Origin of the sequence: Streptomyces sp. NPDC099050, from assembly GCF_044759865.1 — a bacterium.
In the GTDB taxonomy this organism is placed as follows: Bacteria; Actinomycetota; Actinomycetes; order Streptomycetales; family Streptomycetaceae; genus Streptomyces.
Window position 1 is genome coordinate 1 of record NZ_JBIWAE010000022.1, and the last position, 21,490, is coordinate 21,490.

Genomic DNA, 21,490 nt, shown 5'->3' on the forward strand with positions numbered 1-21,490 from the left:
GGGGCACTCAACGTTCTACGGGCCGGGCTGGTCCGTCGCGACGCCAACCCGGCATAGCGAGAAGCCCCCTCATTTATGAGGGGGAGGAGTCACGTACTTCTACAAGTCGGCGAAATGGCTGTCGGGCATCACCCTCACCAGGGATGTCCAGCCCGGCTACTGGGAGGAACTGGGCTACGACGTCGACGCCTGGGTCGGCAAGTCGAACGGACGCGACGATGCCCCGACCGTCTGAACTCCCGGCCGGACAGGCCGGACAGGAGGAGTCGATGGCCGGGCACCCCGCCCGCGTGCGCCGGTTCGGCCCCGCCGTCCGGCTGGTCCACCTGGCCACCGCCACCCTGACCGGGGTGTGCCTGGCGAGCGCGGCCTGCCTCTACCTGCCGCCCCTCGCCGAACTCGTCGGCCGCCGCCGCCTGGTGGTCACCGTCCACGAGTGGTCCGGACTGCTGATCCCGGCGCCCGTCCTGCTGGGGCTCGGCTCCCGGGCCTTGCGCGGCGACCTGGGCCGGCTGAACCGCTTCGGCCCGCACGACCGCACCTGGCTGCGCTCCGCCCTGCGCCGCGACCACCGGCCGGCCGGCCGCCCGGCGGGCAAGTTCAACGCCGGGCAGAAGCTCTACGCGAGCTGGAGCGCCGGCGCCGCCCTCGTGATGCTCGGCACCGGTCTGCTGATGTGGTTCACCGGGCTGGCCCCGCTGACCTGGCGGACCGGGGCCACCTTCGTCCACGACTGGCTGGCCACCGCCATGACGGTGGCCGTCGCGGGTCACGTCATGATGGCCGTCCGCGACCCGGAGGCCAGGCGCGGCATGCGGACGGGATCGGTGGCCGCCGACTGGGCGCGTCGCGAGCACCCGCTGTGGCGCCCGGACGGATCTTCCGCCGCGGGGGCCGTACGGCCTACTCCGGCCCGGCCGCCGCGTCCAGGGCGGCGGTGAGCCGCCGCAGGCGGTCCTGAAGCTCCTTGATCTCGCCGAGCTCGAAGCCGGTCGCGGCCGCGATGCGCCGGGGCACCTCGACGGCCCGCGCGCGCAGGGCCGTACCGGCCTCGGTGGGCCGTACGTACACGGACCGCTCGTCCGCGGCGCTGCGCTCGCGTGCGAGCAGGCCGGCCGCCTCCAGGCGCTTGAGGAGGGGGGAGAGCGTGCCCGAGTCGAGCCGCAGGTGCTGCCCGAGCTGTTTGACCGGCATCTCGCCGTGCTCCCACAGCACCAGCATCACCAGGTACTGGGGGTAGGTCAGCCCGAGGTCCTTCAGGACGACCCGGTAGAGCCCGCCGAAGGCGCGGTTCGCCGCGCCCAGCGCGAAGCAGATCTGGCTGTCGAGGCGCAGGAAGTCCTGGTCGGGGAGGGCGTCGGCCGGTCGCTCGGTCATGCGGGCCAGTGTACCCGGGGTGCCGTGACGGCAACTGAATTGTGCACAACTTAATTGTGTGCCATATTGATGGGGCGAGGCCGTCGGCCGACGGCCCCGCCTCCGCCCTTTTGAGAGGACCCCCGAGATGGACGCGATCTACACCGCTGTCGCCACCGCCAACGGCCGCGAGGGCCGCGCCGTCAGCTCCGACGGCCAGATCGACCTGGCGCTCGCCATGCCGCCGGCCCTCGGCGGCAGCGGCCTGGGCACCAACCCCGAGCAGCTCTTCGCGGCCGGATACGCCGCGTGCTTCGCCAGCGCCCTCGGGCTGGTCGGCCGCCAGGCCAAGGTCGACACCAGCGAGATCTCGGTGACCTCGGAGGTCTCCATCGGCAAGGACGGTGCGGGCTTCGGTCTGGCCGTGGTCCTGCGCGTGGAACTCCCCGAGGCGCTGATGGGGGAGACCGGCGCGCTGCTGGTCAAGCAGGCCCACGAGGTCTGCCCCTACTCCCGGGCCACGCGCGGCAACATTCCGGTCGAGCTCGTCGTCGAGTAGTCCGCTCGCCCGGGGCGGCCCGCGGGGCTCAGAAGGTCCGGTCCAGCAGCGCGAAGAGCGCGGCCCAGTGCCGCTCGTCCGCGTCCGCGTCGTAGGAGTTCGTGTCGGCCAGGGTGTAGCCGTGCGCCGCACCCTCGTACACCTCGGCCCGGTGGCGGACGCCCGCCGCCGCCAGGGCCTTCCCCAGTCGGTCGATCTCCTCGGCCGGCAGCGTCGGGTCCTGGTCCGCGTGGCCGAAGTACAGCTCGGCGTTGACCCGGTGGGCCACCAGGTGCGGGCTGTCCGCCGCGTCCGTGGCCAGGAACCCGCCGTGGAAACCGGCCGCGGCGGCCACCCGTTCGGGATACGTGCCCGCCGTGAGCAGGGCCAGCCGGGCGCCCAGGCAGTACCCCGTGATCGCCACCGGTCCGGCGGCCACGTCCGGGAGGCCCGCGAGCCGCTCCAGATAGGCCTCCGCGTCGCGCATCGCCAGCTCGGCGGTCAGCGATCGCAGGGCCGGGCCGACCCGGTCGGAGAGCTCCGGCTGCCGGTCGAAGTCCACGAACTCCGGAAGCTCGAACACCGGTGCGCGCCCGTGGCGGTAGAAGAGGTTGGGCATCAGGACCACGTGGCCGGCCGCCGCGATCCGGTCCGCCACCGACTTGATGTGCGGACGGATCCCGAGGGCGTTCACGTACAAGAGCACCCCCGGGTACGGGCCTTCGCCGTCGGGCCGGGCCAGATAGGCATCGGCGGTGCCGTCCCGAGTGACGATGTCCACCGTCGTCCGGACTACCTCGCATGCGGTCGTCATGGCCGTCCCCACTCTTTCGTATGGCGAAGGCCGCAGACTACCGTGATCGGAGTCTTGCCCCGGAGTGTCCGGAAACCGCCCTCGCCGGTCCCGAACGGGGGGCGTACCGTGGTCCGATGCCAGTAGTGGACATCAGCGCCAGCGCGGAAGAGTTCGATGCCGACCCGTACGCGTTCTACGAGAGGATGCGTACGGAAGGGCCCGTGCACCGGATCGTCCTCAACGTCGGCGACCCCGCACCGAGCTGGATGATCGTCGGGCACGAAGAGGCGCGCCGTGCGCTCAACCACCCGGCCCTGTCGAAGGACTGGCGCACTTCGGGCAACTTCCGGGACGCCCAGCTCAGCGCCGTGAACTCCAACATGCTGGAATCCGACCCGCCCCACCACACCCGGCTGAGGCGCCTGGTCTCGAGGGAGTTCACCGCGCGCCGGATGGAGGGCATGCGGGCCCGGATCCAGCAGATCACCGACGAACTGCTCGACGCGATGGCCACCGGACCGGAGCGCGCCGGCGACCTGATCGAAACGCTGGCGTTCCCGCTGCCGATGACCGTCATCTGCGAGCTGCTCGGCGTCCCCGATCTCGACCGGGCCAGGTTCCGCTACTGGTCCAACGAGATCGTCTCCCCCACCTCGGTTGACGCGAACAGCACCGCGAACCGGGAGATGGGGGCGTATCTGGTGGAACTCATCGGGGCCAAGTCCAAGGACCCCGGCGAAGACCTGCTCAGCGCGCTGATCCGCGCCAGCGACGAGGACGGGGACTCCCTGTCCTCCGACGAGGTGATCGGGATGGCCTTCCTGCTGCTGGTCGCGGGCCACGAGACCACCGTCAACCTCATCTCCAACGGGGTACGGGCCCTGCTCGCCCATCCGGCGCAACTGGCCGCGCTGCGCGAGGACTTCGACGGACTGCTCGACGGAGCGGTCGAGGAGATGCTCCGCTACGACGGCCCCGTGCAGCACACCACGTACCGCTACGCCCGCGAACCCCTCGACCTGGGCGGCACCGTCATCCCGGCCGGGGCCAGCGTGTTCGTCTCCCTGGGCGGCGCCGACCGCGACCCCGCCCGCTTCGCGGACCCCGGGACCTTCGACATCGGCCGCACCCCGCAGGCCCACCTGGCCTTCGGCCACGGAATCCACTTCTGCATCGGCGCGCCGCTGGCCCGCATGGAGGGCCGCATCGCCATCCGCTCCCTGCTCGAGCGCTTCCCCGACCTGGCCGAGGACCCGGCGGCCGGCCCGCCGGCCTGGCTGCCGGGCAGCCTGATGCACGGCGTGAGCCGCCTCCCGGTCCGCTGGTAGCCCCGGCGGCCGGCCCGCTGGGAAAGTGCCGACGGGCCGGACCCGGTGATGCCAGGTCCGGCCCGTCGTCCCGTCCATGGCGCGGCGTGAGGCGGCGAACGTCCGGGCGAGGACCTCGGGGACGGTTCCCCGCCATGACTCCAGCCGGTAGCCGGGGTGCGGACGCTCGATGAGCCCGGCGAGGGCGGTGGGGTCCACGTCGGCGTCGAGGAGACTGGAGCCGACGCCCTCGTGTCGCTGCGCGGGATGGACGTGGAGGGTCAGCTCGGCCAGGTGCTCCTGTCCGCCGTCGAACAGGCGCAGGAAGGCCGTCCCGACGGGGACGGAGCCGGCGTCGGACGCCAGCCATGCGAGGCGTCGGCTGTGCGCCCCCTGAGCGGGGTCGGTCAGTGGGGTGATGCGGAGCGACAAGGTGTCTCCGTCGTGAGGAGGCGGGAAAGGTCCGTACGCGGGCTGACCTGCCGGGCACTCGTGCGCATGTGCTCCACACCTCCTCGTCGACGGTGCCGGTCCGGAACACCCCGGACGGCTCGGGCGAACCTAGCCGGGCCACCGGTTCCCCAACAAAGGATTAACAGGCCGGGCCGGGCCGGGTCAGCCGGCGGCGCCCCGCGCCAGCAGGCGTACGGCCTGTTCCAGGCGGGCCCGCCGGGTCTCCGGGGTGAGGGCCTGGAGGAGGGGCAGGGCGACGAGGTAGCGCCCGGTCCGGTCCAGGGCCTCGAAGGCCGCCCGGGCGGCCGGATCCCCGGCCAGGGCCGCGGCGAGGTCGGGCGGCACCTCCGCCGTCCGCTGGGAGGCGTAGGCCCCCGACCAGCGGCCGTCCTGCTGCGCCTTGCGCACCTCGGCGAGCCCCGGTTCGCGCATCCGGCCCAGGGCCGTCAGCTCGGTCACCTTGTCGACATTGACCTGCGACCACAGGCTCCGGGGTCTGCGGGGCACGTATTTCTGCAGGTAGAACCGCTCGTCCAGGGACCGGCGCTGCCCGGAGATCCAGCCGTAGCAGAGCCCGATGTCGACCAGCTCGTCCGAGGAGACCGAAGCGATCCCGGACGCCTTCTTCGCCAGCTTGACCCACACGCCCTCGTGCCGGGTGTGGTGCCCGGCCAGCCAGCCCTCGAAGGCCGCGCCGTCGGCGAACGCGATGACCTCGACGCCGTTCAGCTCCTCCGGCTCCTCCGGCTCGTCCGGCTCCTCCAGCTCGTTCATGCGGCCAGATTAGTGGCCGCCCCCCGGAACGGATCGGGTGTGCGGCTGCGGGATAATGATCGCCGGTGCGGGCCCGGTTCGCGCCGGACAGTGCAGCGACCCGAGATGGAGCCCCCGATGGACGTACGCCACTTCGAGCGGATCACCGCCTTCATCGAGGCGCGGCTCACCCCGCTCTTCGCCGAGGAGACGGGCAGCGAGAACGGCTTCGGGATGGACGACACCTCCCGCGCCCTGCGCGCCCTGCGCAACGCCGCGCTGGAGGCCTCGGTGGCGAAGGGCCTCATCGCGCAGCGGGAGACGGCCGAGCCGGCGGTCCGCCGGGTCATCGACCAGGCGGTGGAGCACCACTGGGACGTGCTGCGCGGCATCGCCCGCCAGTGGGAGGACCACGCCGACTTCGTCCGCGAGTTCAAGCGCCACGCGTGGGAGCTCGACGAGGCCCCCGCGGCGGCCGTGGCCCCGTAGTTCCTGTAGTCCTCGTGGTCCCCGTAGTCCTCGTGGTCCTCGGGTCGAGCCCCGGCCTGCCGGCCGGGGCTACCGCAGGTCCATGCCCGGGTCGTCGATGACGCGCTCCTGCTCGCTCTGCTCGAGCAGCCGGCGCGCCTTGTCCCGCAGCCGCCGGCTCTCGTCGGGGTCGGTCGAGCGGGTGGCGGCCTCGTCGAGCTCCTGCGCCTTGTCGCGCAGCTGCCGGGACCGGCCGTGGGATTCGCCTGCACTCATGATCACTCCTGGGCGCTGTGGGGGGACGCCGGGCGGCTCTCAGCGAACCAGCAGTACACCGGGAGCGCATCTCGAACGCCGCCCGCGGGAGGACGCCTACCCGGTCAGGACGCGTACCCGGTCAGCACGATCAGGACCGTCGATCCGAACAGCAGCGGGACGAACCGGACCGTCACCGGACCCTGGAGCACGACCACCACGGCGGTGGCGCAGGTGGGTGAATGCGGGGCGCGCGGCCATGACCAGCGCCCGGGTCAGGCGGCCGTCACGCGTTGGGGTCGAAGGGGATTCCGGCCGGCTTGGCCTTCGCCAGGTGGCCGTTGAACTGGCCGTCCTTGATCCCGAGCAGGGCGCTGCCGAAATCGGCCTGGCTCAGCTTGTCGCGCAGCCCGGCGGGGTAGCCGTTCCAGCCGACCAGCGTCGGGTACTGCCAGGTCCCCTTGTGGTTCTCCGGCGGCTCGTCGTTGGAGTTCGCGGCGCGGAAGCAGTGCGTGCTCCAGCCGTCCTTGTGGTAGACGATCTTCGGGTGGGTGCCGTCGAAGCGGATCTGCGAGGCGGCGTGCACCTTGAAGTTCCCGTGCTCCGAGGTGGAGACGTAGCCGACCTGGTTGTTCTGGATCCACACCACGACGTGCTCCCAGTCGTGCCGGTGCCCGGCGCTGCCGGGGCCGAGCGAGACCTGGTCCTTCTCGAAGTAGAGCGCGTACATGACGGCGCACCAGCCGTTGTTGCACTTCGCGCGGGAGTAGCCGTTGGTGTTGTTGAGGTCGGAGAGGTCGCGGCACTGGCCGTTGACGTCGCCGCCCATCTTCAGGCCCCCGTTGAGGGTGCCGTCCGGGCCGATGGCCGGGCTGGAGTAGCAGCCGTCGCGGTCGTAGTCGTAGGCCGGCTGGAAGCTCTGCTCCAGCCCGTCCGCGTTGCCGGGCAGGGCCGGGGGCGGAGCCGCGTACGCGACCCCCGGGACGGCGAGGACCAGCGTCGCGGCCCCCGCCGTGGCGGCGAGCATCCTGCGGGCCCGCCGGCCCGGCCCCCTGCGGGAACGCTTCACGGGCGGTACGTCGGCCATCGTGTCCTCCTCATCGGTCACACGGGCAACGCCCGTGCGGGAATGCGGAGTTCAGCTTTCCCGGCTCCCGCCCCCAGGCCAAGGGGCGGGAGCCTCCCGGTGTCCGGGAATCGCCGTCAGCGGTTCTCGGGCAGGTCCGCCTCCGCGGCGGCCGGGGCGAAGGCGAAGCCGCGCGCGGTGGCCTTGCCGGCGACCGGTGCCTTGCCGCAGAAGGCGGCCTCCAGGGTGCCGCCGAGGGCGGTGTTGGCCTGGCCGCGGTTGGAGGTGTTCGCCATGGCGGAGAGGGAGCTCTTGCCGTCCCGGGTGGTGAACGCGTAGGTGTAGAAGCCCTGCACGGTGCCCGTGTGCCCGTAGACCTGCGCACCGCACGAGAGGTTGTAGCGGCGCAGGCCCAGCCCGTAGAACCGGGTGTTCGTGGCGTCGGTGGGCGTCACGGTGAGCATGGCGTCCAGCGTGCCCGGGCGCAGCAGCTTCCCGCCGAGCAGGGAGGACATGAAGGTGCTGAGGTCGGCCGCGCTGGAGATCATCGCGCCCGCGGACTGCGCCCAGGAGACGGTCTGTTCGGTGGAGTCGACCAGCGGCGCGCCGGCCTCGTCCGGGTGGAGGTAGCCGTTGGCGTGCAGGCCCTTGATGGCCGTGCCGGGGTGGACGTAGGAGGTGTGCTTCAGCTTGAGGGGCTTGATGATGCGCCGCTCGTACTCCTTGGCCACGGGCTTGCCGGTGGCCTTCTCGATCAGCATCCCCACCACGACGAAGTTGGTGTTCGAGTACTTGTACGCCACCCCGGGCTCGGTGGTCCTCGGCTCGGCGAGCGAGAGGCCGACGAGCTCCTGGTACGTGAACACCTTGTTCCGGACCGCCTCGAAGCCGGGCACGGTGTGCTCGAACATCGCGTTGGTGTAGTCCGCCAGACCGCTGCGGTGGGTGAGCAGGTGGCGCACCGTGATCCGGTCGTCGGGCAGCAGGCCCGGAAGGTAGGAGTTGACCGGCCGGTCCAGCTCGATCCGCCCCTCGTCCACGAGCTGGAGGAGGACCACCGAGGAGAACGTCTTGGTGACGCTGCCGATGCGGAAGCGGGCCCGCGTGTCCATCGCCGCGCCCGTGCTCCGGTCCCGTACGCCCTCCACCCGGGTCCGGACCCCGTCCGGACCGGTGAATCGGGCCATCGCCCCGGGGGCCCCGGCCGCCGTCGTATTGCGCAACGCCTGCGTCAGCGCCTCCAGATCGGGCGCGGCGGCCGGCTGGACGGGAGCCTGGGCGGCGGAACCGGGCGCGGTCGCCGCGTGGGCGGCGGTGGCGGGCAGCGTACCGCCGGCCACGACGGCGAGCAGGGCGGCGCCGACGGCCAGACGCCGCGCGCGGGGGAGGGACGGAAGGGTGGACGGGTACGACGGGTACGCAGACGGGCGCACGTTGCTCCTCGAAATGGGCCGGGTCGGCCGGCTTGGGGGGTTTGCGGTTCGTTTCCGACCTTACGGATGATCAACGGCAGGTAGGCACGTTTTCCAGCCAAGCCGCCCCGCGGACGTAAATATTCGTCATCCACGCCCGATAGTCCGGAAGGTAGGACCAGGCGTCATTGGTGTAGCCGTCCGAGGTCACCGACTCGGCGTGCTTCTGGCATCCGACGCGGATGGTCGTCGGCCCGGGGAAGGCGTAGACGCGCGCGGCCCCCGTCGCGGGCTGCTCCTTGGTCCAGACACCGGTGCCCCAGGTCTGGAACACGTGTCCCGTGACCGGGCCGGTGTCCACGCGGACCGCCCCGTAATAGCCGTTCGACAGCCGGGCCTCGGTGAGCTCACTGACCATCAGCTTGGTGCCCGACTGCCGGGCCTCCGCGACCTTCCCCGCCCCGAGGTAGAGGGCGATGTGGTGCAGGTCGCGGGAGGTCCCCCACACCAGCAGGTCGCCGGGGAGCAGCGGCGCGAGCCCCTGGGCGGCCGTGAAGCGGGCGGCCGCCCGGTGCGTGTAGTACTGCGCACTGGCCACCCCGTCGAGCGGGTCCGAGCCGGTGGCCTGCGCGTACGCGTGGCGGACGAACCCCGAGCAGTCGAAGCCGAGCCGTTCGGGATCGTGCTCGCTCGCCGGATCGGTGGGGTCCACCTGCCCGTACGTGGCACCGGGCCCCGGGCCGTGACCACCGCCCCAGGTGTACCAGACCCCCTTTCCCACCTGTTCGCAGCCGGCGGCGACGGCGCGCTCGGCCGCGGCCGATGCCCCGGGGGCCAGGACCCGGCAATCGCCCTCGGCGGCGGCCGGGGCGGCGGGGGTGCAGAGGAGCACGGCCAGGAGCGCGAGGAGCGTTCCGATGAGACCTTTTCGGCGCAGCACGAGGGGAGATGAGGGGCGAGGTGCGAGAGGGGACACGATGGGAGACCTCGTTTCACGGGGCGCGGTGGTGGCGAAGCGCGGCCGTCCGACCGGTACTTGGCCGGCGTCACCGCACTCGCGACCAGCCTGTCGGCCCCCGCCGCGCCCCGTCGAGAGCCGGACGAGGCACCACCTGAACGGGCAACGGGAAACCCCGGAGGAAACCCGGAGGAGACCCCGGACGGCTTAGCACCGGCGGGCCGCCCCGGCGGGCGGACCGGGCGGCGGAGACTGCCGCTCCCGCGGTCCCGGTCGGCCCACCGTCCGGCAGATGGCCGCCAGCCGGGCGCCGGGGTCCGGGTCCCACAGCCGTACGGTGCCGTCGTTGCTGCTGCTCGCCAGGGTCCGCCCGTCGGGGGAGAAGACGACCCCCCACACCGCGTTGGTGTAACCCGACAGCGCGGCCCGCAGCCGGTGTCCGGGCACGTCCCACAGCCGCACCGTACGGTCGTTGCCGCTGCTCGCCAGGGTCCGCCCGTCGGGGGAGAAGGCGACGGCCCGCGCCGATCCCGTGTGCCCGGTCAGTACCGCCGTGACGCGCCGCTGCTCCGCGTCCCACAGCCGTACGGTGCCGTCGTTGCCGCTGCTCGCCAGGGTCCGCCCGTCCGGGGCGAAGGCGACGGCCCGTACCGCTCCCGCGTGACCGCTGAGCGCGGCGAGCGGGCGGCGTCCGGCCACGTCCCACAGCCGGACGGTCAGATCGTCCCCGGCGCTGGCCAGGGTCCGCCCGTCGGGGCTGAAGACCACGTCGTTGGCGAAGTCGGTGTGTCCGGTGAGGGTGGCGAGCGGACTGCGCGCGGTGGTGTCCCAGAGGCGTACGGTGCCGTCGGCTCCGGCGGAGGCGAGGGTGCGTCCGTCGGGGGCGAAGGCCACCGAGAACACGGTCCCGGTGTGTCCGGTGAGGGTGGCGAGGGGAGTGCGCGCGGTGGTGTCCCAGAGGCGTACGGTGCCGTCGGCTCCGGCGGAGGCGAGGGTGCGTCCGTCGGGGGCGAAGGCCACCGAGAACACCGTCTCGGCGTGCCCCGAGAAAGTGGCCAGAACCCGCCGTTGGGGCACGTCCCACAGCAGCACCGTGTGATCGGCGTCCGCCGTCGCCAGGAGCTTCCCGTCGGGGCTGTAATCGGCGTGCCACACCTCGGTGAACGGACGCGTCGTCAGTACCGGTCCCCGCAGGTCCCAGAGCACGACGGACTGGTCGAACGCGGCGGTGGCGAGCACCGACCCCGCCGGATCCACGGAGACGGCGAGCACGTAGTCGGTGTGGCCGGCGAGCGTGGCCGTCAGCCGGCCGCCGCGGACGTCCCACAGCCGGGTGGTGCCGTCCCCGCCGCCGCTGATGACGGTGGTGCCGTCCGGGGTGTAGGCCACGGAGTTGACGTCGTCGCTGTGCCCGGCCAGCGTCGCGGACGCGCTCCGCCCGCCGACGTCCCACAAGCGCACCGTACGGTCGACCCCGCCGGTGGCGACCGTACGGCCGTCCGGCGCGAAGGCCGCGCCCAGCACCTCCCCGGTGTGCCCCTCCAGAACGCCGGCCGGCTCCGCCCGCCGCGTGTCCCACAGCCGTACGGTTCCGTCGGCGCCGGCCGATACGAGGCTCCGGCCGTCCGGGGCGTACGCCAGGGTGTTGACCCGCGCGGTGTGCCCGGTCAGGACGGCGCGCACGCGGTGCTCCCCGGCCGTGTCCCGCAACTGGACGGTCCCTTCGGCGGTCGCGACGGCGAGGGTGCCCCCGTCGGGGGCGAAGGCCACCGCCCGGGCTCCCGCCGTGCTCGGGGGCAGCACCGACACGGAGCCGCCGCCCGCGCCGCCGCCCGGGCCACCGCCCGAGCCACCGCCCGAGCCACCGCCCACGCCGACGGGCCAGAGCCGGACCGGGCCGTCGGTGGAACCGGCCGCCAGGGTCCGCCCGTCGGGGCTGAAGGCGACCGTGCGCACCCGGCCGGGCGTGGTGAAGGCGGCGACGGTGCTCCGGTCGGCCACCCGCCGCAGCAGCACCTTCCCGTCGGAGCCGGCCGTCGCCAGCAGCCGGCCGCCCGGTGTGAAGGCCACCGCGTTGACCGGCCCGCCGTGCCCGCCGAGCCGGGCCAGGAAGGGCTGGGACTGGGTACTGAGCAGGGCGCCGCGCGCCTCGGGCGTCGCTTCGGCCCGGTAGGCCTCCCCGGCGAGCAGCATGGAGGCCTCGGGCTGGCCGGCGGACAGGGACAGCGACCGGGCCGCCAGGGCCTGGGAACGGGCGGTCCGCTCCTGGGCGAGCGCCCCCGCGCGCTGCTGGTACGCCACCCCGCCGGCGGTCAGCGCCAGCAGGAGCAGGACGACGAGCGTGGCCAGCATCCGCTGGTGCAGGCGGACCCGGAGCCGTTCCTGACGCCGGCGGGCCTCCTCGGCGGCACGGCCCGCGTCGAGGAAGGCCGCCTCCCGGGGGTTCAGCCGGCTGCGGCCGTCCAGTTCGTCGGCCCAGGTGCGGGCGGCGGCGAGGCGGCTGCCGCGGTAGAGCACGGAAGGGTCGCGGGCCTCGCGCACCCATTCGTCGGCGGCCTGGGCCAGGTGCTGGTGGACCAGCAGCCCGGCCCGGTCGGCGTGGATCCAGCCGCGCAGCCGGGGCCAGGCGTGCAGCAGGGCCTCGTGGGTGATCTCGACGGTGTCGCTGTCCGAGCTGATCAGCCGGGCCCGGACGAAGGCGTCGAGGGCGGCCGCGGCCCGCGCGGTGTCGGCCTGCCCCTCCAGCAGGGTGGTGCGGCTCATCCGGCGCCGGGTCGGCCCCGTCCCGTCGGCGATGTGCACCAGCCGTACGAGGAGCCGCCGGACCGTCCGCTGCCCGGCCGGGTCCAGCCGGGCGAACACCTGCTCGGCGCTGCGGGCCACGGCGCCCTGGATGCCGCCGGCGTACTCGTAGCCCGCGACGGTCAGCGTGGCTCCCTCCCGCCGCTGCCAGGTGGCCATCAGTGCGTGGGACATCAGGGGCAGGGCGCTGGAGGGAACCTCGCCGGGCCAGGCGTCCGGACCGCCGCCGGGGCGCGCCACGGGATTCCCGGCACCGGGATCCCCGTCGGCGGATGCTCGCAGGGGGTCCCGTACGGGGTCCCGTACGTCCGCGTCCCGCAGCAGCAACGGGACCAGCCCCGGTTCCAGGACGAGCCCGGCGAGCTCCGCCGGGCGCGTGATCGATTCCCGCAGCTCCGCCACGGACATCGGGGGCAGGACGAACAGCCCGTCGCTGAACACGGCAGCCAGCTCCGGCAGGTCCAGGCACTCCCCGGAGAAGTCGGCCCGCACACCGAGCACGACGACGGCGGGGTCGTACCCGGTCCCGGGCGGCGCGGCCGGGGGAGGAGCCGGGGAAGGAGCCGGGGAAGCGGCCGGCGGCGAGGCCAGGGCGAGGAGCACCCGGACGAAGGCCCGGCGCTCCTCCTCGTCGGAGCAGAGGGTGAACAGCTCTTCGAACTGGTCGACCAGCAGCACCGGCCGCACGGTCGCGGGCCCGAGCTCGAGCTCGAGCCCCTCCGCGCCGGGGAGGGGGCCGGCGCCGTCCGTCAGCCGGTGGACCGATTCGAGCAGCAGTTCCGGATGGGCCCTCAACTGCGCCGGGTTGACGCCGAGATCGCCCCCCATCACCTTCACGGTGGCGTCGAGCAGTTCCCGCAAGGGGTGCGCGGTGGGGGTGAACCTGACGACCGGCCAGCCGTCGGCCCCCGCCACCGGGAAGCCGCCGCTCCGCAGCGCCGGCACCAGACCCGCGCTGAGCAGGGAGGACTTGCCCGCGCCCGATCGGGCGACGAGGAGCAGCGGGCCCTGGCCGAGCCGGTCGTGGACCCGCTCGACGAGGGCGGACGTGGCCCGCTCCCGGCCGAAGAACCACCGGGCGTCCTGCGGGGTGAACGCCGACAGACCGCGGTAGGGGCACGCGCCGTCCGCCTGCGGACCGCGCTGGTGGGGCGGGCCGGGCGGACCGGCCGCCCCGGCGCGCGATCCCGCCGGGGGCGGCCCGGACCCGTCGATGCCGGGGGCGAGCTCCGGTACCAGCCCCAGCAGTTCGCCCTCGGCCCCCAGGGCCCGGTCGCAACTGCGGGCCACGTCGAGGGTGACCGGCTTCGCACCGGTCTCGATCTTGCTGAGGTAGCCCTTGCTGTAGTGCGTCCGGCGGGCGAGCTCGCCCAGCGACAGGCCGCGCTGCACGCGCAGCCTTCTCAACTGGGCGGGAAAGGCCGCCGCGGTCCCGCTCGCGCGGTCCGGATCCCCCAAGAGGTCCCCCATGGCAATGTGCGCCCAGGCTGTGAGAGGCAGGTGCCCAGGCTAGCGCGGGGGTCGGACGGCCGACCGGCCAAGCGTGCGGTGTGGCGTGAAACGGCGGCGTTCCGGAGCCCGGCCGCGGGCCGGTCTCCGGAACGTCCTTGCGAGGAGCGAACGGGCGGACCCACCCGTTCGCCCAGGGCCTGTAGCCAAACTCCCGCCTGCCGTGCGACGCCCGGCACGCGCTCTCGCCGCGCGGCTGTCCGTCGGGTGACGGCGCGAGTGTGACGCCAGGCCCTAGCGGTTGAGGGTGATCGAGTTGATCGGGCCGAGATCGGCGTAGACCCCGGTGCCCTGGGCGATGGCGTTGCCGCAGTTGACCCCGCCCGAGCCCTTGCACAGACGTGCGGTGGCCCCGCCGTACTGGTTGTTGAGGACCCAGTGGTTGCCGAACTGGTTGCTGAGGTTGTGCGCTCCGTAGCTGTAGAAGACGTGGCTCGGGCTGACGGCCGGGTTCTGGTTCTGCGGGTAGATGCAGACCGCCCCGTCCGGGCACCCGGCCCACGTGTCGGCCGGCTGGGCGCCGGAGGCTCCGGCGGCTCCGCTCAGGGCGACGACGGCGGCCGCGGCGGTGGCGAACGCGGCGGCGCCGCGGATCATCTTGCGCATGGTGGATGTCCCCTCGGGTCTTGCTCCGTGCTGACACCAAGAGCCTGTCCCCGGCGGGGTCCGGGGTCGACGGGTTTCCCGTCGCCCGTCGCCGGTCCGGCCCGGGAAACCCCCTGTGACCAGCGCACTCGCCGAAGGAGGGGCAACGGCCGTGCCCGCTCCTTCGGCCCAGTGCGGATCAGGCCTTCGGGCGAACGCGCTGCGCGGCGCACCGGGCCGCCGCCACCCGGGTGATAGCCCGAGGGGACCAACACACCCCGGAGGTGCGGCCGCACATGACCAGGCGACTCGTGACGCGGCCCGCCCGCCGGCTGCCGCCCGGCGGCCGGCCCCTGGGTGGAGGCCGGCCCGGCCGGTCCCGTACCCCGGGGCGCACGGGATCCCCGGCCGTCGCACGGGCGGCGGTCCCGGTCGCCCCGGCCCTGCGAACCGCGGCCGGCTACGCCTGGCGGCTGCTGGTCGTCGGCGCGGCGGCGTACGCGGTCTTCGCCGTCCTGGGACGGTTCCACGAGATCGCCCTGGCCCTCTTCCTCGGCCTGGTCGCGGCGGCCATGCTGCGCCCGCCGGCCGGGCTGCTGGCCCGGGTGATGCCCCGCGGACTCGCCGTGGCCTGCTCCCTGATCGGCAGTCTGGTCCTGGTGCTCGGCGCCCTCGCGCTGGTCGGCGAGGCCGTCGCGGGGGAATGGCCGACGCTGGTGCGCGAGTTCAAGGTCGGGCTGGACCGCATCCAGAGCTGGCTCCAGGGTGCGCCGCTGCGGCTCGACGCGCACGCCCTGAGCGATGTCCAGTCGAAGATCGGCGACTACCTCTCCAGCCACCGCTCCACCCTGCTGAGCACGGCGCTCAGCGGTGCGGGCCGGGTCGTGGCGGTGTTCACCGTGGTGGCCCTGGCGCTGTTCTGCTCCGTCTTCTTCATCCACTCGGGCGACCGGCACTGGAGCTGGTTCTGCGGACAACTGCCGGTGGGCGTACGGGACCGGGTGGCCGTCGCCGGACGCGCGGCGTGGCGGACCTTCACCGGCTACACCCACGGCATCGTGCTCGTGGCCGCGACCAACGCCGTCCTGGTGGGCATCGCGCTCTACCTCCTGGGCGTCCCGCTGGCCGTCCCGCTCGCCCTGCTGGAGTTCGTCGCAGCCTTCGTCCCGCTCATCGGCTCCCCGGTGGCCCTCGGCGTGGCCGCCGTCGTCGCCCTCGCCACCAAGGGGCCGCTCGTGGCAGCCCTGGTGGTCGCGCTCATCGTGGTCATCGGCCAGATCGAAGGGCACCTGCTGCATCCCCTGGTGATGAGCTGGGCGGTGCGCCTGCACCCGCTGGTGGTGGCCCTGTCGGTGGTCGCGGGAGCCATCGCCGCCGGGATCGTGGGGGCCGTGGTGGCGGTGCCCCTGGTCTCGGTGGCCTGGTCCGTGCACCGGTCCCTGCGCAAGGCCCGCGCCGAGGGCTGACCTCCGGGAGCCGTCGGCTCCCGGAGGTCAGCCCTCGGGAGCCGACGGGTCCCGGTCCCGCGTCAGCCGAGAGGGTCCACGACGGCCTCGACGTGATCGGCGACGGCGACGAGCAGCACCCGGGTGCCCGCCTCCACGGCCCGCCAGCGGTGCTCCACCCCGCCGGTGAGGTACAGCGTGTCGCCGCGGCCCAGGCGGTGGGTCCGCCCGTCGGCCTCGACCTCGGCGGCGCCGTCGGCCACGTACATCAGCTCGTCGTTGCGGTGCCGGAAGGCGCGCTCGGCATCGTGGTCCCCGGTGAACTCCAGGGCGTGCATCTGGTGCTGGCCGCGTACGAGGGGACGGACGCGGGCCGTCGCATCCGTCCCGGCACCGACCCCGAGACCCTGCCCGGATTCGACACCGGATTCGAGCACGGAACCGACCCCGGAACCGATCCCGGAACCGATCCCGGATTCGAGTCCGGGATCGGCGTCGGCCCGCACGATGTCCACCCGGCGCGGGGTCTCCCCGGCGGCCAGCAGCTGCACGGCCGTGGTGGCCAGGGCGTCGGCCACCCGCTGGAGCGAACGCATGCTGGGGCGGGCCCGGTCGTTCTCGATCTGGCTGAGGAAGGGCGAGGACAGCCCGCTGCGCGCGGCCACTTCGGCGAGGGTGAGGTCCAGAGCCCTGCGCCGTCTGCGGATGCCCGCACCGATCCGCCGCCCGGACGTCTCGTCTTCCACCTGGCCGTCCACCCCGCACCCCGCTCCCCGCTCGTCGTGCCGCGCCTCTGACGATCATCTTCCCGCACCTCGCCGCGGGCTTCGCACTCCCTTCACAGTGCCGCAACAATGCGCCGCTAACTTCAAAGGAGATTGCTCTCATCTAACAAAGTTTCACGCTCCGCAGGAGGACAACCGCATGCCCCCGGTCGACCAGAACTTCCGCCGCCGCCGCGGCACCGGTCTCATCGCCCTCGACCCCGCCGCCTCGGAAGGCGGGTACACCCTCTACGCCCCGCTCACCGGCACCGGCGAGGTGTACCTGATCGACATCCACGGCGAAGTGGTCCACGAGTGGCGGCTGCCCTACCGCCCCGGCCGGCACGCCCGGATCCTCGCCAACGGGAACCTGGCCTACAGCGGCGTGCTCCCCGGCGAGGAGGCGCTCTTCCCGATGTGGCACAAGTACCGCGGCGGCGTGATGCTCGAAGCCGCCCCGGACGGCACCGTCCTGCGCGAACACCGCGATCCGCTCCAGCACCACGACGCCCACCACCTCGGCGGCGGCCGCGTGCTCTACACCGCGCTCGAACCCCTGCGGGGCGCGGACGCGGCGGGCGTGCTCGGCGGAGTGCCCGGCTCCGAGGCGGCCGACGGCACGGTGTGGGCCGACACCATCACCGAGGTCGACGCCGACGGCTCCGTACGCTGGTCGTGGAGCGCGGCCGAACACCTCGACCGGGCCGAGTACGCCCTGCACCCCGACTACGCGCGCGAGCACTGGCCGCTCATCAACAGCGTCGTACCGCTCGCCGACGGGAACGTCCTCGCCAGCCTGCGCAGCGTCTCCGCCGTGGTCGTCATCAGCCGGGAGACCGGCGAGATCCTCTGGCGCACCGAGCCCGGAGTCGTCTCGCAGCAGCACGCCCCCACCGAACTCGCCGACGGCCGGGTGCTGGTGTTCGACAACGGCGTCTTCCGGCCCGGATCGGACGTCCCCTACTCCCGCGTCATCGAGATCGACCGCTCCTCGGGCAAGGTCGTCTGGGAGTACCACGACCCCGCCCGCGAGGCCTTCTTCGCCCCGTTCATGGGCAGCGCCCAGCGCCTCGCCGGCGGCAACACCCTCGTCACCGACTCCCCGTCCGGCCGCCTCTTCGAGGTGACCCCCGAGGGCTACCTCTGCTGGGAGTACGTCGTCCCCCACTTCGGCGCCTACCAGGAGTCCGAGGTCCGCGGCCTGTTCCCCTCCGAACCCAACGCGGTCTTCCGCGCCTACCGGTACACCGCGGAAGAGCTGCCCTGGCTGAACAGAGGGGCCGCCCGATGAGCGCCGCCCGCGCGCTGCCCGAGCCGGAGGCGCCGGTGAGCCCCGTGAACGGCGTGAGTCCCGTCGACGAGCGGCTGCCGCTGCGCCGGCTGGCACCACTGTCCGCGCAGCACGTACTGGCCATGGTGGCCGCGCCCGTCTCCACCACCTTCCTGACCGGCCAGGCCCTCGGCCTCAGCGCCGCGCACACCGCCTCCCTGCTCAGCGCCACCCTCGTGCTCTGCGGAGCCGGCACCCTGCTGCAGTCCCTCGGGATCTGGCGGTTCGGCGCCCGGCTGCCGTTCGTCATGCTCCCCGGCGGGGCGGCCACCGCCCTCTTCCTCCAGATAGCCAAGGACCACGGCCCCGCGACCGCGACCGGCTCGGTGCTCCTCGCCGCCGCGCTGCTCTTCGCCGTGCTCCCCTTCTACGCCAAGGTCGTACGGCTCTTCCCGCCCCTGGTCATGGGCGTCACCGTGCTGCTCATCGGGATCGCCATGATCCGGGTCGCCGCCCAGCTGGTCACCGGACGCCCCGGGAGCCCCGGATACGCCGCGCCCTCGGCCGTCGTCCTGACCGGCGCCACCATCGGCTGCACCGTGCTGTTCCTCATGGCGCTGCGCGGGATCTGGCGGCAGACCGCCGTGCTCCTCGGCATGGGCGCGGGCACCCTCATCGCGCTCACGACCGGCCTCGGCCACTTCGCGCCCGTGGGCGGAGCCGGCGGGGGACTGACCCTGCCGCACCTCCTCCCGTACGGCGCACCGCACTTCGACGTGCTCGCCGCACTGCCCCTGCTCGTCTTCAGCCTGACCACCCTCGCGGAGATCACCGGGCAGACCGTCCTGAACAGTGAGACCGTGGGCCGCCCGAGCGACCCGGGACGCGATGTGCCCCGGGTGGCCCGGGCCGACGCCCTGATCTCCGTGTTCGGCGGGCTGTTCGGCACCTCGCTGATGGTCACGAGCGCCGAGAACATCGGCATCGGGCGCCTCACCGGGGTCCGCAGCCGCTTCGTGACCGCCGGCGCCGGAGTGCTCCTCATCGCCGTCGGTCTGCTGGCACCCGTCTCCCGGCTGCTCGCCGCCGTCCCCGCGCCCGTCGTGGGCGGTTCCGCCCTGGTGATCTACGGGATCATCGCGGTGATGGGCGTCGACATGCTCGGGCGGACGGCGCCCGGCGCCGGCCGGGGTTCCACCGTGATCGCGCTGGCCCTCACGGCCGGACTGCTTCCGGTGGTGGCCCCCGACCTCTATCAGGGGTTCCCCACCTGGGCCCGGACGGTCCTCGGCAGCGGGGTGGTGACGGGCACGCTCACCGCGGTCCTGCTCCACGCCCTCTTCCGCGCGTTCGGGAGCGGCGCGACCCCCCGCAAGGCCGGTCCCGCGGACTGACGGCGGTGCTCCGCCGGGCCTGCGGCTATCCTCGCGCGGCGAAGGCGGGTACAACTGCTGTGCGAAGAGGGGAAGCCGATGCTGCGCGATGCGCGCGAGTGGTTCGACGGCGCGGCCGACGGGGAGATACGGGCACTGGAAGAAGTGCCCGGCATCGATCCGGAGCGGCTGCGGGAACTGTGGTGTGCCGAACCGGAGCTGATGCTCCGCCTCGACGGCCTGCACACGGCCGCACAGCGGGCCTTCGAGCGGCGCACGCGCGTCGCCGTCACGGACGAGCTGCTCCGGGCCCTGCGCGCCGTGGCCCAGGGGGCGGACGTGGCCCGGCTGGAGACGGCCGTCGCGCTGGCCGGGACGCGGCTGGAGGCCGATACGGCCACCGCCGGGGCGCGCGGCCTGAACACCGGACTGACCTGCGGGATCGTGATCAGCCCTGTGATCCTGCTCGTGGTCTTCGCGCTGGGGGAGTGGGTGCCCGGGCTCTTCGGCGTGGGCCTCGGCTGCCAGGAGCGGCTCGCCCTCGCGGGAGCCCTGGTGTGCTTCGCCGGCGGCGCGATGGGCGCGGTCTTCAGCGTCATCGTGCGGCTGCGCGATCCCCGGCAGCTCATCCGCGACAGCCCCGGCGGGGCCGGCGGCCCGGCCGCCGATCCGGTCCAGCTGTCCCGGGCGCTGCGCCAGGAGGGCTGGTACCGGGTGGTGGTCGGCTGGTTCCTGGCCACCGCGGTCTACCTCCTCGTCGCCGGCGGGATCCTCACCCTCCTCACCCCGCCGGCCACCCCCGCCGAACTGTGCGGGCCCGGCCCGCTCTCCGCCGACGGGCACGGGGCCCTGGTCAGGACCTGGTTCTTCTGGGGAGCCATCGGCTTCCTCGCGGGCCTGAACGAACGGTGGGCGCGCGGTCTGCTGCGCCACCCCTCGGCAGCCTCCGACGAGCCGGCCGCGGCGCCGGGGGACGGCGGGCGGCGCTCGTAGACGAGCCCCCGGGCCAGGTCGGCCAGGTCGGGCAGCTCATCGACGGCGGCGTCGCACGGCGTGATCCGCGGGACCCGGTTAGCGTCGGGGGATGAGTACCGAACCGCAGAGCTTCGAGATCCTGCTGGTGCCCGAACACGTGGTGGAGGGGTCGGCCGATGACGCCGTCCGCTCGGCCGTCGTCGCACGGACCGGCCAGAACGGCGCCTCCGGCTACCCCCGCTACGCGGGGGACGGGATGGTGGCGGACATCGATCCGGTCACCCGAACGGTGGAAGCGCTCCTCGTGGACGGCTCCGAGCTCGACTACGGCCTCAAGCCCGTCCTGTACCCGCCCACCGGCAGGCAGTCCTGACACGCGGTTCTGACGTGCGGGCCCGACCGCGGACCTGACGCACGGTCCCGGCGCACGCCGTCCCCATGGAGCCGTACCGGCGGGCAGGCCCGGCCTGCCCGCCGGGCGTGCGCCGTCCCTCGCAGAGCCGTCCCTCGCAGAGCCGTCCCTCGCAGCGCCGTCACTCGAAGCGGGTGGTGTCCCCCGCGCCCCGCCGGACGATCTCGGCCTCGCCGCTGGAGAAGTCGATGACCGTCGTCGGCAGCGTCCCGCACTCGCCCGAGTCGACCACCATGTCGACGACGTGGTCGAGGCGGTCCTTGATCTCCCAGCCCTGCGTCATCGGCTCCGCCTCGTCGGGCAGGAGCAGCGTGCTCGACAGCATCGGCTCGCCGAGCTCGGCCAGCAGCGCCTGGACCACGACGTGGTCGGGGATGCGCACGCCGACCGTCTTCTTCTTCGGGTGCTGGAGCTGGCGCGGTACTTCCTTCGTCGCCGGGAGGATGAAGGTGTAGCTGCCGGGGGTGGACGCCTTGATCGCGCGGAAGACGTCGTTGTCGATGATGACGAACTGGCCGAGCTGCGCGAAGTTCTCGCACACCAGGGTGAAGTGGTGGCGGTCGTCGAGCTGCCGGATGGACCGGATCCGGTCCACCCCGTCACGGTTGCCCAGCTGGGCGCCCAGCGCGTAGCAGGAGTCCGTCGGGTAGGCGACGAGCCCACCCGCGCGGATGCCGTCGGCGATGCTGCCGATGGCGCGGGGCTGGGGGTTTTCGGGGTGTACGTCGAAGTACTTTGCCATCCGCCGAGCCTACGGGATCAGGTGGTTCCGGCATCCTGTCCGGGCCGGGAGCTCCCACAAGACGGGGTGAGTGCAATGTGGCTAATTGTCCACTTTTTATGCTGCTTGGACCGTACCTTCCCGTGATTGCGATCATATTTGCCGCATCGGATGCATGAATTTTTCGGCGGTGTACATAGGGTGCGTGGATCGGCGGCCTGACTGTGGCCGATAAATCACGCACGAGGGTTTGCCACATATGACCGCCACTT

Annotated in this window: 20 protein-coding genes and 1 pseudogene; 10 read left to right on the forward strand and 11 right to left on the reverse strand. The window is 73.3% G+C overall.

Annotation, left to right across the window (positions count from 1 at the left end; genetic code table 11):
• Nucleotides 1-94 precede the first annotated feature (94 nt).
• Nucleotides 95-235 (forward strand): annotated as a pseudogene (locus ACIQV3_RS30550) (oxidoreductase); the annotation flags it as partial.
• 34 nt (nt 236-269) lie between these two features.
• Nucleotides 270-941 carry a cytochrome b/b6 domain-containing protein gene (locus tag ACIQV3_RS30555; protein WP_403717832.1) on the forward strand — a complete coding sequence of 224 codons (672 nt, stop codon included), beginning with the start codon at nt 270-272 and terminating at the stop codon, nt 939-941.
• Here the strand turns inward: ACIQV3_RS30555 and ACIQV3_RS30560 are convergent.
• The gene (locus ACIQV3_RS30560) at nt 904-1,377 is read right to left on the reverse strand and encodes a MarR family winged helix-turn-helix transcriptional regulator (protein ID WP_403717556.1); all 474 of its coding nucleotides are present in this window, start codon (nt 1,375-1,377) and stop codon (nt 904-906) included. The two genes, ACIQV3_RS30555 and ACIQV3_RS30560, sit on opposite strands and share 38 nt — an antisense overlap.
• A 127-nt stretch (nt 1,378-1,504) precedes the next feature.
• Here ACIQV3_RS30560 and ACIQV3_RS30565 point away from each other — a divergent pair, with 127 nt between their 5' ends.
• The gene (locus ACIQV3_RS30565; RefSeq protein ID WP_403717558.1) at nt 1,505-1,915 is read left to right on the forward strand and encodes an organic hydroperoxide resistance protein; all 411 of its coding nucleotides are present in this window, start codon (nt 1,505-1,507) and stop codon (nt 1,913-1,915) included.
• Between the two features lie 28 nt (nt 1,916-1,943).
• On the opposite strand, the gene ACIQV3_RS30570 is transcribed toward ACIQV3_RS30565, so the two are convergent.
• Nucleotides 1,944-2,708, reverse strand: coding sequence for a dienelactone hydrolase family protein (locus ACIQV3_RS30570; RefSeq protein ID WP_403717560.1), 765 nt, complete (start codon nt 2,706-2,708; stop codon nt 1,944-1,946).
• Nucleotides 2,709-2,824: 116 nt separating this feature from the next.
• On the opposite strand from ACIQV3_RS30570, the gene ACIQV3_RS30575 reads away from it, so the two are divergent.
• The gene (locus ACIQV3_RS30575) at nt 2,825-4,018 is read left to right on the forward strand and encodes a cytochrome P450 (RefSeq protein WP_403717562.1); all 1,194 of its coding nucleotides are present in this window, start codon (nt 2,825-2,827) and stop codon (nt 4,016-4,018) included.
• Nucleotides 4,019-4,612: 594 nt separating this feature from the next.
• Here ACIQV3_RS30575 and ACIQV3_RS30580 read toward each other — a convergent pair.
• The gene (locus tag ACIQV3_RS30580) at nt 4,613-5,224 is read right to left on the reverse strand and encodes a YdeI family protein (RefSeq protein ID WP_403717564.1); all 612 of its coding nucleotides are present in this window, start codon (nt 5,222-5,224) and stop codon (nt 4,613-4,615) included.
• 117 nt (nt 5,225-5,341) lie between these two features.
• On the opposite strand from ACIQV3_RS30580, the gene ACIQV3_RS30585 reads away from it, so the two are divergent.
• A complete protein-coding gene (locus ACIQV3_RS30585) occupies nt 5,342-5,692 on the forward strand; it encodes a hypothetical protein (protein ID WP_403717566.1) in 351 nt (116 codons plus the stop codon).
• A 69-nt stretch (nt 5,693-5,761) separates the two neighbouring features.
• On the opposite strand, the gene ACIQV3_RS30590 is transcribed toward ACIQV3_RS30585, so the two are convergent.
• The 6 genes from ACIQV3_RS30590 to ACIQV3_RS30615 form a co-directional block, all read right to left on the reverse strand.
• Nucleotides 5,762-5,947 carry a DUF6381 family protein gene (locus tag ACIQV3_RS30590; protein ID WP_403717567.1) on the reverse strand — a complete coding sequence of 62 codons (186 nt, stop codon included), beginning with the start codon at nt 5,945-5,947 and terminating at the stop codon, nt 5,762-5,764.
• Nucleotides 5,948-6,212: 265 nt separating this feature from the next.
• Nucleotides 6,213-7,013, reverse strand: coding sequence for an NPP1 family protein (locus tag ACIQV3_RS30595; RefSeq protein WP_403717569.1), 801 nt, complete (start codon nt 7,011-7,013; stop codon nt 6,213-6,215).
• A gap of 116 nt (nt 7,014-7,129) precedes the next feature.
• Complete coding sequence (locus ACIQV3_RS30600) at nt 7,130-8,344, reverse strand: serine hydrolase domain-containing protein (protein WP_403717835.1); 1,215 nt, start codon at nt 8,342-8,344, stop codon at nt 7,130-7,132.
• 151 nt (nt 8,345-8,495) lie between these two features.
• The gene (locus ACIQV3_RS30605; RefSeq protein WP_403717572.1) at nt 8,496-9,344 is read right to left on the reverse strand and encodes a C40 family peptidase; all 849 of its coding nucleotides are present in this window, start codon (nt 9,342-9,344) and stop codon (nt 8,496-8,498) included.
• A 225-nt stretch (nt 9,345-9,569) separates the two neighbouring features.
• Nucleotides 9,570-13,634, reverse strand: a complete 4,065-nt coding sequence (locus ACIQV3_RS30610; RefSeq protein ID WP_403717574.1) for a helix-turn-helix domain-containing protein — start codon at nt 13,632-13,634, stop codon at nt 9,570-9,572.
• 273 nt (nt 13,635-13,907) lie between these two features.
• A complete protein-coding gene (locus ACIQV3_RS30615; protein ID WP_403717576.1) occupies nt 13,908-14,279 on the reverse strand; it encodes a hypothetical protein in 372 nt (123 codons plus the stop codon).
• Between the two features lie 275 nt (nt 14,280-14,554).
• On the opposite strand from ACIQV3_RS30615, the gene ACIQV3_RS30620 reads away from it, so the two are divergent.
• Nucleotides 14,555-15,724: an AI-2E family transporter gene (locus ACIQV3_RS30620; protein ID WP_403717578.1), complete on the forward strand. Its 1,170-nt coding sequence runs from the start codon at nt 14,555-14,557 to the stop codon at nt 15,722-15,724.
• A 62-nt stretch (nt 15,725-15,786) separates the two neighbouring features.
• On the opposite strand, the gene ACIQV3_RS30625 is transcribed toward ACIQV3_RS30620, so the two are convergent.
• Nucleotides 15,787-16,449 (reverse strand): helix-turn-helix domain-containing protein, encoded by a 663-nt coding sequence (locus ACIQV3_RS30625; RefSeq protein ID WP_403717580.1) that lies wholly within the window; start codon nt 16,447-16,449, stop codon nt 15,787-15,789.
• 178 nt (nt 16,450-16,627) lie between these two features.
• Here ACIQV3_RS30625 and ACIQV3_RS30630 point away from each other — a divergent pair, with 178 nt between their 5' ends.
• The 4 genes from ACIQV3_RS30630 (at nt 16,628) to ACIQV3_RS30645 (ending at nt 20,458) form a co-directional block, all read left to right on the forward strand.
• On the forward strand, nt 16,628-17,758 hold the full coding sequence (locus ACIQV3_RS30630; RefSeq protein ID WP_403717583.1) for an aryl-sulfate sulfotransferase: 1,131 nt from the start codon (nt 16,628-16,630) through the stop codon (nt 17,756-17,758).
• Nucleotides 17,755-19,131, forward strand: coding sequence for a uracil-xanthine permease family protein (locus ACIQV3_RS30635; protein ID WP_403717585.1), 1,377 nt, complete (start codon nt 17,755-17,757; stop codon nt 19,129-19,131). The genes ACIQV3_RS30630 and ACIQV3_RS30635 overlap by 4 nt, the downstream gene beginning before the upstream one ends.
• A gap of 78 nt (nt 19,132-19,209) precedes the next feature.
• Nucleotides 19,210-20,103: a hypothetical protein gene (locus tag ACIQV3_RS30640; protein ID WP_403717587.1), complete on the forward strand. Its 894-nt coding sequence runs from the start codon at nt 19,210-19,212 to the stop codon at nt 20,101-20,103.
• Nucleotides 20,104-20,194: 91 nt separating this feature from the next.
• Nucleotides 20,195-20,458 carry a hypothetical protein gene (locus ACIQV3_RS30645; RefSeq protein WP_403717589.1) on the forward strand — a complete coding sequence of 88 codons (264 nt, stop codon included), beginning with the start codon at nt 20,195-20,197 and terminating at the stop codon, nt 20,456-20,458.
• Between the two features lie 160 nt (nt 20,459-20,618).
• On the opposite strand, the gene ACIQV3_RS30650 is transcribed toward ACIQV3_RS30645, so the two are convergent.
• Nucleotides 20,619-21,239, reverse strand: coding sequence for an L-threonylcarbamoyladenylate synthase (locus ACIQV3_RS30650; protein WP_327302518.1), 621 nt, complete (start codon nt 21,237-21,239; stop codon nt 20,619-20,621).
• Nucleotides 21,240-21,490: the final 251 nt, after the last annotated feature.